This is a genomic window from Streptomyces boncukensis (assembly GCF_011045075.1).
Lineage (GTDB): Bacteria > Actinomycetota > Actinomycetes > Streptomycetales > Streptomycetaceae > Streptomyces > Streptomyces boncukensis.
Window position 1 is genome coordinate 1 of sequence record NZ_JAAKZZ010000468.1, and the last position, 5,810, is coordinate 5,810.

At 73.1% G+C, this 5,810-nt stretch carries 6 protein-coding genes; 1 reads left to right on the forward strand and 5 read right to left on the reverse strand.

Annotation, left to right across the window (positions count from 1 at the left end; genetic code table 11):
* A partial coding sequence (locus G5C65_RS29785; protein WP_165302157.1) for a protein kinase domain-containing protein occupies positions 1 to 998 on the reverse strand: 998 nt, incomplete at its 3' end.
* Between the two features lie 172 nt (positions 999 to 1,170).
* On the opposite strand from G5C65_RS29785, the gene G5C65_RS29790 reads away from it, so the two are divergent.
* A complete protein-coding gene (locus G5C65_RS29790) occupies positions 1,171 to 2,289 on the forward strand; it encodes an acyltransferase (RefSeq protein WP_206442419.1) in 1,119 nt (372 codons plus the stop codon).
* Positions 2,290 to 2,384: 95 nt separating this feature from the next.
* On the opposite strand, the gene G5C65_RS29795 is transcribed toward G5C65_RS29790, so the two are convergent.
* From G5C65_RS29795 to G5C65_RS29810, 4 genes are all read right to left on the reverse strand, one after another.
* Positions 2,385 to 3,767, reverse strand: coding sequence for a polysialyltransferase family glycosyltransferase (locus G5C65_RS29795; protein WP_165302158.1), 1,383 nt, complete (start codon positions 3,765 to 3,767; stop codon positions 2,385 to 2,387).
* A gap of 1 nt (position 3,768) precedes the next feature.
* Positions 3,769 to 4,734, reverse strand: a complete 966-nt coding sequence (locus tag G5C65_RS29800) for a glycosyltransferase family 2 protein (protein WP_165302159.1) — start codon at positions 4,732 to 4,734, stop codon at positions 3,769 to 3,771.
* A 146-nt stretch (positions 4,735 to 4,880) separates the two neighbouring features.
* Positions 4,881 to 5,264, reverse strand: a complete 384-nt coding sequence (locus G5C65_RS29805) for a hypothetical protein (protein ID WP_338146728.1) — start codon at positions 5,262 to 5,264, stop codon at positions 4,881 to 4,883.
* 10 nt (positions 5,265 to 5,274) lie between these two features.
* Entirely contained in the window at positions 5,275 to 5,412 is a 138-nt protein-coding gene (locus tag G5C65_RS29810) for a hypothetical protein (protein WP_165302156.1), read from the reverse strand.
* Between the last annotated feature and the right edge of the window lie 398 nt (positions 5,413 to 5,810).

Sequence of the window (5,810 nt, forward strand, 5' to 3'; positions counted from 1 at the left end):
ACCGGGGACACCGGGGACACCGGGGAGGGGCGCGACGAGCTGGATTTCGGGTCCGGTTTCGAGGCCGGATCCGGTTTCGGGTCTGGGTCCGGGGCCGGGGGCGGGGTGTCCGGCTTGGCGGCGTCGCCGTCCAGCCCCTCCCGTATCCCCGCGAGCCGCGTCGCCACCTGGGCCGCGTCCGCCGGGCGGTCGTCCGCGTCCTTCGCCATCAGGTCCAGCACCAACTGGTCCACGTGGACGGAGAGTTCCGTACGGGCCCGGCTGGGCCTGAGCGGGGTGTCGTTGAGGTGGTTGTACATCACGCCCGCCGCCGGGCCGACATACGGCGGGCGGCCGATCAGCAGCTCGTACAGCACGCAGCCCAGCGCGTACAGGTCCGCGCGGCCGTCGCTCGGCTCCATGCGGAACCGTTCCGGCGCCATGTACAGCACGCTGCCCAGCGGCATATGGCCGGTACGGGTCAGCTTCGACTCCGACTCGACGGCCTCCTGGAACTTGGCGATGCCGAAGTCGAGGACGACGGCGGTGCCGTCGGCGCGCACCAGGACGTTGGCGGGCTTGATGTCGCGGTGCTCGACGCCCGCCCGGTGCGCGATGTCCAGCGCATGGCAGATCTGCTCGGCCCAGTCGAGCGCCTGCCGGACGGGGACGCGGCCCTCGTCCCGCAGCACCTGCTCCAGCGAGCGGCCCTCGACCAGCTCCATCACCAGATACGGGGTCTCGTCGTCCGTGCCGTCGTCCAGGCAGGTGCCGTGGTCGTGGACGGTGACGATGTGCCGGCTGTCCAGCGCGGCGGCGGCGCGGGCCTCGCGGCGGAAGCGGCCGAGCAGTTCGGCCCGCTCCTCGGCGGCGATGTCCGCGGGGGGCGAGAAGAGTTTGAGCGCCACGTCGCGGCCCAGGTCCGTATCGCGGGCCCGCCAGACCTCGCCCATGCCGCCGGTGCCCAGCTTGTCCACGAGCCGGTACCGGCCGTTCAGCACGCGGCCTGCCTCTGCCACGGCGGTCACCCCCGAAAACGCCGGATCACGGCACAGAAGCCGAGGTTACCGCAGAGCGCGGGCGTGCGGAGGACCGTGTGCAGCACTCGGGGCCGCCGGTACGCGGAAGTTCGGCTGATGTTCCCCTGCCGTACAGATTTCTGGGTGGGAGGGCTGGTCGTATGACCCGACCATGGCTACTGACGCAACTGACAAGGCTTCCGCGCGCCCGATGCCGCCTTCCGAGGGGCAACCCGCTGAGCGGCCCGCAGAGCAACCCGCTGAGCGGCCCGCCCGTCGCGAGCACCGCTACGACATCGATCTGCTGCGCGTCATCTGCGCCTGCTCCGTCATTGTCGGGCATGTCGGCGGCGAGTGCATGGCCGCCGTCGACAAGAGCGCGGAGAACGGCACCGCGGTCTACTGGACGGGGGTGTTCCTCGACTCGGTGACCGCCTGGGCCGTCCCGATGTACTTCGCCATCGCGGGCTGGGCGGTGCTGATCGGCGCGCCCCCGCGGGACGGCGGGACGCTGCGCAAGCGCTCCCTGCGCATGATCATCCCGGTGGGCATCTGGACGGTGGTGTACCTCGCCTGGGGCCGGCTGCGCGACACCAACGGCGAGCCGACCTCGCACCTGGCGGTGGACGCGGTCTTCGGCAGTATCCGGCCCGCCTTCCACCTGTGGTACTTCTACGCCCATGTTCCGCTGATCCTGCTGCTGGGCGCGGTGATCCTGCTGAAGGCCGGAAAGCGCCCGTGGGGTGTGATCGCGGCGCTCGTGGTGGTCGCGTCGGGGCCCACGGCGCTCAGCGACGTGGGCGAGGTGACCGGGTGGGACGTGCCGAGCTTCGGCTGGCAGTTCGGCACCTACTCGCTGGTGTACGCGGTGGTCGGGGCGCTGCTGCTCAGCCTGCCCGCCACCCGGCGCGAGCACCGGGTGTGGTGGCTGGTGGGCGCGGTGGCGTCGCTGGCCGCGATCCTGTGGTCCCAGGACCGGATCCACTTCGTGATCCCCAACGCCAGCATCTTCGTGGCGGCCCTCACCGCCTGCGTGCTGTTCGCCGTCAAGGGCGTGCGGATCCCGGAGCGGGTGCGTCCGGTGCTGAGCAAGCTGACGGACGCGGGGCTGGGCGCGTTTATGTTCCATGTGCTGCTGCTGAAGACGATCGCGGACCCGTTCATCTCCGCGGACCGGGGCTGGCTCGGCTCGGTGGCGGCGGTGGCGGCGCTGTCGGTCGCCACCGTGGTCCCGTCCTTCGCCCTGAGCATGCTGTGGGGCCGGCTGAAGCTGCGGCGGTATCTGGGGTAAGGGGGCGGCCGGCCCGTGGCTTCCCGCTGGGCGGTTTCCAGCGAGCGGCCGGGGCTGCCCCACGCCGTAGGGGCGCCCCGCTCCCCGGGGCGCCCCTACGGCGTGGGGCGCAGCCGGCGCTGGGCGGTGCGGATACGGCGGGCCGCCCAGCGCGCCGAGGGGCTGGTCCGCAGCAGCTTCACCCGGACCGACGTACTGCCGCCGGGCAGGTCCAGCGCGGTCAGCCGGCGGCGCTTGAAGTAGTGCTCGGTGGTCTCGTCCAGGTGCTCGGCCAGCCACGCGGCGGCCTCGTCCCGCAGCATCGGATAGAGCTTGGACTGCATGCAGTAGCCCACCGTCCGCACCAGGGCGCCCAGCTCCTCGGCCTGTCGCGGCGTCGGCGGGGCGTACGCCTCGCCGCTGTCCAGGTCGGGCACGGCGCGGTCGACGATGGTGACGGGCACCCGGTTGCTGTTCTGGTAGGGCGTCAGCCCCTCCAGCAGCGTCCCGGTGCCGACCCGTGCGAGGCCGGTGCCGTAGTAGGTGGCGGCGGTCAGCAGCGCGGTGGAGAAGCAGCCCACGACCAGCGCGGGCCGGCACCGCTCGTACACCGCCTCGGCCAGCACCGGCGCGTCCAGCACGTGCAGCCGCACCCCGGCCTGGGCGGCGGCCTTCTCCAGCACCTGCGAGTAGCGGGCCGGCGCCGTGGGGTGCGGTTTGAACAGCACGCTCTCGTGGCCCGCGGCCACGGCCCCGCGCAGCATCCGGGCGTGCAGCTCTTCCTCCTCCTCGGCGGTGAGGATGTTGAGCGCGGCGAGGTACTGCCCGAGCAGTACCGCGGTGGGCCGCGCGGCCGCGGCGCGGGCCAGTTCCGGCTCCCCGGCGGCGGCCTCGCCCAGTTCGCCCAGCACCTTCACGAAGGCGTCGCTCGGCACGATCTCGGACTCGACGCCGTACTCGGTCAGCAGCAGCGGGCGCAGTCCGGGCACCAGGTCGAGGTGGAGCAGCCGCCGGATCCGGCAGGCGATCCACTGGGGGAGCCGCTCCCGGGTGGGGCCGTAGCTCATCAGCCCGTCGGCGTAGATGTGGACGGCGCTGCCGCTGAACACCGTGGCCAGCGCCTTGGCGGGGCTGACGTGCACCGACTCCACGATCAGCTCGACCGGTCCGGTGCCGAGCCGCCAGGTGTCCCGCAGCAGCCGCTCCCACAGCGGCGACTCGTCCCGGCGGGGGGTCCAGGTGCTCGGGTGGTGCGGGCGGATGGCCTCGTTCCAGTCGACGACCTCGTCGAAGCGCTCGGCGAGCCCACAGAAGCCGTTCATGGTGTCGAGCCGGGTGGCCGCCTCCGGGGTGGCGGCGTTGTTGGACACCAGCAGGATCCTGCGGGCCGTGCCGCGCGGCCCGAACTGGCCCGCGTCCAGCGCGGCGGCCAGCGTCGCGGCCCCGTAGAGGGTCGAGACCTCGAAGATGTGTACGGGGGTCGCTGCGGGCTCGGTCACCTCAGGCCGCCTTCCGTGTCGTGTGGAGGCGGCGCAGCGCGTCCGAGCGCCGCTGGTCCATGCCCGCCAGGGTCTGTTCGAGTACGTCCTGCGGCATGCCGTGCAGCGCGGTGGCCGCCATCCGCTTCAGCCGCCGGGCGACGGGTGCGTGGTAGCGGTCGATGTTGGCCAGGTGGAAGGCGATGAGCGCGCAGTAGGTGCGCACCGCCTTGGGCAGGAAGCGGTCGCCCTCCGGGTCGGCGGCGAGGTCGGCGAGGAGCGCGTCGTGCGCGGGTATGAAGTCGAGCTGCCGGTCGTCGCGTATCTGGGTGAGCGAGGTGGTCACTCCGCGCCGGTAGAACACGCCGAGCTGCCCGGACACCGCGAAGGACCGGGCCCGCAGATGCAGCCGCCAGGTCCACAGCCGGTCCTCGGCGGTCCGCAGGTCCGTCGCGAACCGCATCCCGCCGCCGTCGAACAGCTCCCGGCGGTAGATCCCGGCCCAGACGAACGGGTAGTCCACCATGGTCTCCATGTGCGGCGGCGCGATGGTGTCGCGCGGGTGCAGCACCTCGTCCCGCACGGGCGCCGGGGCGCGGCGCACCACCCGCTTGGCGCCGGTGCTCTGCACATGGTCGGTGCGGAGGAAGTCGCAGTCCAGGCGCTCGGCGGTGGCCACGAGCCGGTCGAGGTGGCCCGGGCTGTACCAGTCGTCGCCGTCGAGGAAGGTGAGATAGCTGCCGTCGGCGGCGTCGATCCCGGTGTTCCGGGCCTGCGCGATGCCCCGGTTCTCCTCGTGCCGGACGACCCTGGCGCGCGGGAGCCGGTCCCGCCAGGCGGCCAGGATCTCCGGGGTGGCGTCGGTGGAGCAGTCGTCCACGAGGATGAACTCGGTCTTGGGGCCCGCGTTGTTCGCCAGGCTCCGCAGGGTTTCCTCTGCGAACTCCTGCACGTTGTGACACGGTACGACGACGGACAGCTTGAGCATGACGATCATCTGATCAGGCCCCGGTGGATTCCCGGTGAATTTCCGGTGCCCCCGGGGTTGCGCCCGGTGGGGGTGCGGGGAACCGCGCGGCCCCGCACCCCGGCACCGCGCGGCCCCGCACCGCCGGCAGCCGCCGGCGCGCCCTGTCAGCAGCCGTCGTAGCCGGCGGTGGGGAGGGAGAGGCGGCGGTGCACGGCCGCCTTCATCTCCGCCGTGTACGCCGGCTCGGGGGACTCGACGGTGATCAGCTCGATCCCCCGCGACGCGCACCGCTCCGCGAAGTCGTCGGCCGACTCCAGCGCGGTGTCCAGGATCAGCGGGCTGGCGCACAGGAACGCCTCGGCGCCCGCCTCCACGTCGTGCCAGAGCGCGGGCGTGTGCACGGGCGCGTTGTTGGTCTCGACGATGGCGGCGATGGCGTACCCGTTCTCCTCCGCCCAGGCGCGGCAGGCGGCGTACTGGCTGCGGGTGTCCACCAGGAACGGGCTCGTCTCCAGCTCGGACAGCGGGACGAGCGAGGCCAGCACCACCGCCCGTCGCTCAGGCGGGGGAGGAGTAGCCGCAGGCATAGCAGATCTTCCAGCCGTCGTCGTTGGTCGTCAGGGTGTCGCCGCCGCAGCCGGGGCACAGGGCCCGGCAGATGGCGTGGTGGCGCAGACGGGTTCGCGTGTCGTCCATGAGGTGCCTCCGGTTTCGGTCACGCTGCCCCGTTGCCCCGCAGTACACCGCTCCCCGCAGGGCGCGCGCAACCGCGCTCCGGGCCCGGCGCCGCCGGGCAGGGGCTGCCCCTGCCCGTGTTCTGCGGACTGCGGCCGCGCTGTGGTCGCGCGCGCAGTTCCCCGCGCCCCTTCGGGGCGCACGGATGTGCCCCGTCAGGGGCGCGGGGAACTGCGCGACAAGCCACAGCGCAGCCGCGCCCTGCGGCGAAACAGCAAGGGGCAGCCCCGGCTCAGCGGGATCCGCCGGACCCGGCCCGCCCCTCACGCGGGGCGCAGCCAGAGCGTGGCGAGCGGCGGGAGGGTCGGGGCGATGGAGCGGGCGTGCCCGTGTGCGGGGACCGGCTCGGTGGCCGGCGG

What these genes read in the sequence shown, in the direction of transcription:
- G5C65_RS29790 (WP_206442419.1), top strand. Translation starts at nt 1,171, where the DNA reads ATGGCTACTGACGCAACTGACAAGGCTTCCGCGCGCCCGATGCCGCCT.
- G5C65_RS29800 (WP_165302159.1), bottom strand. Translation starts at nt 4,734, where the DNA reads ATGCTCAAGCTGTCCGTCGTCGTACCGTGTCACAACGTGCAGGAGTTC.
- G5C65_RS29810 (WP_165302156.1), bottom strand. Translation starts at nt 5,412, where the DNA reads ATGGACGACACGCGAACCCGTCTGCGCCACCACGCCATCTGCCGGGCC.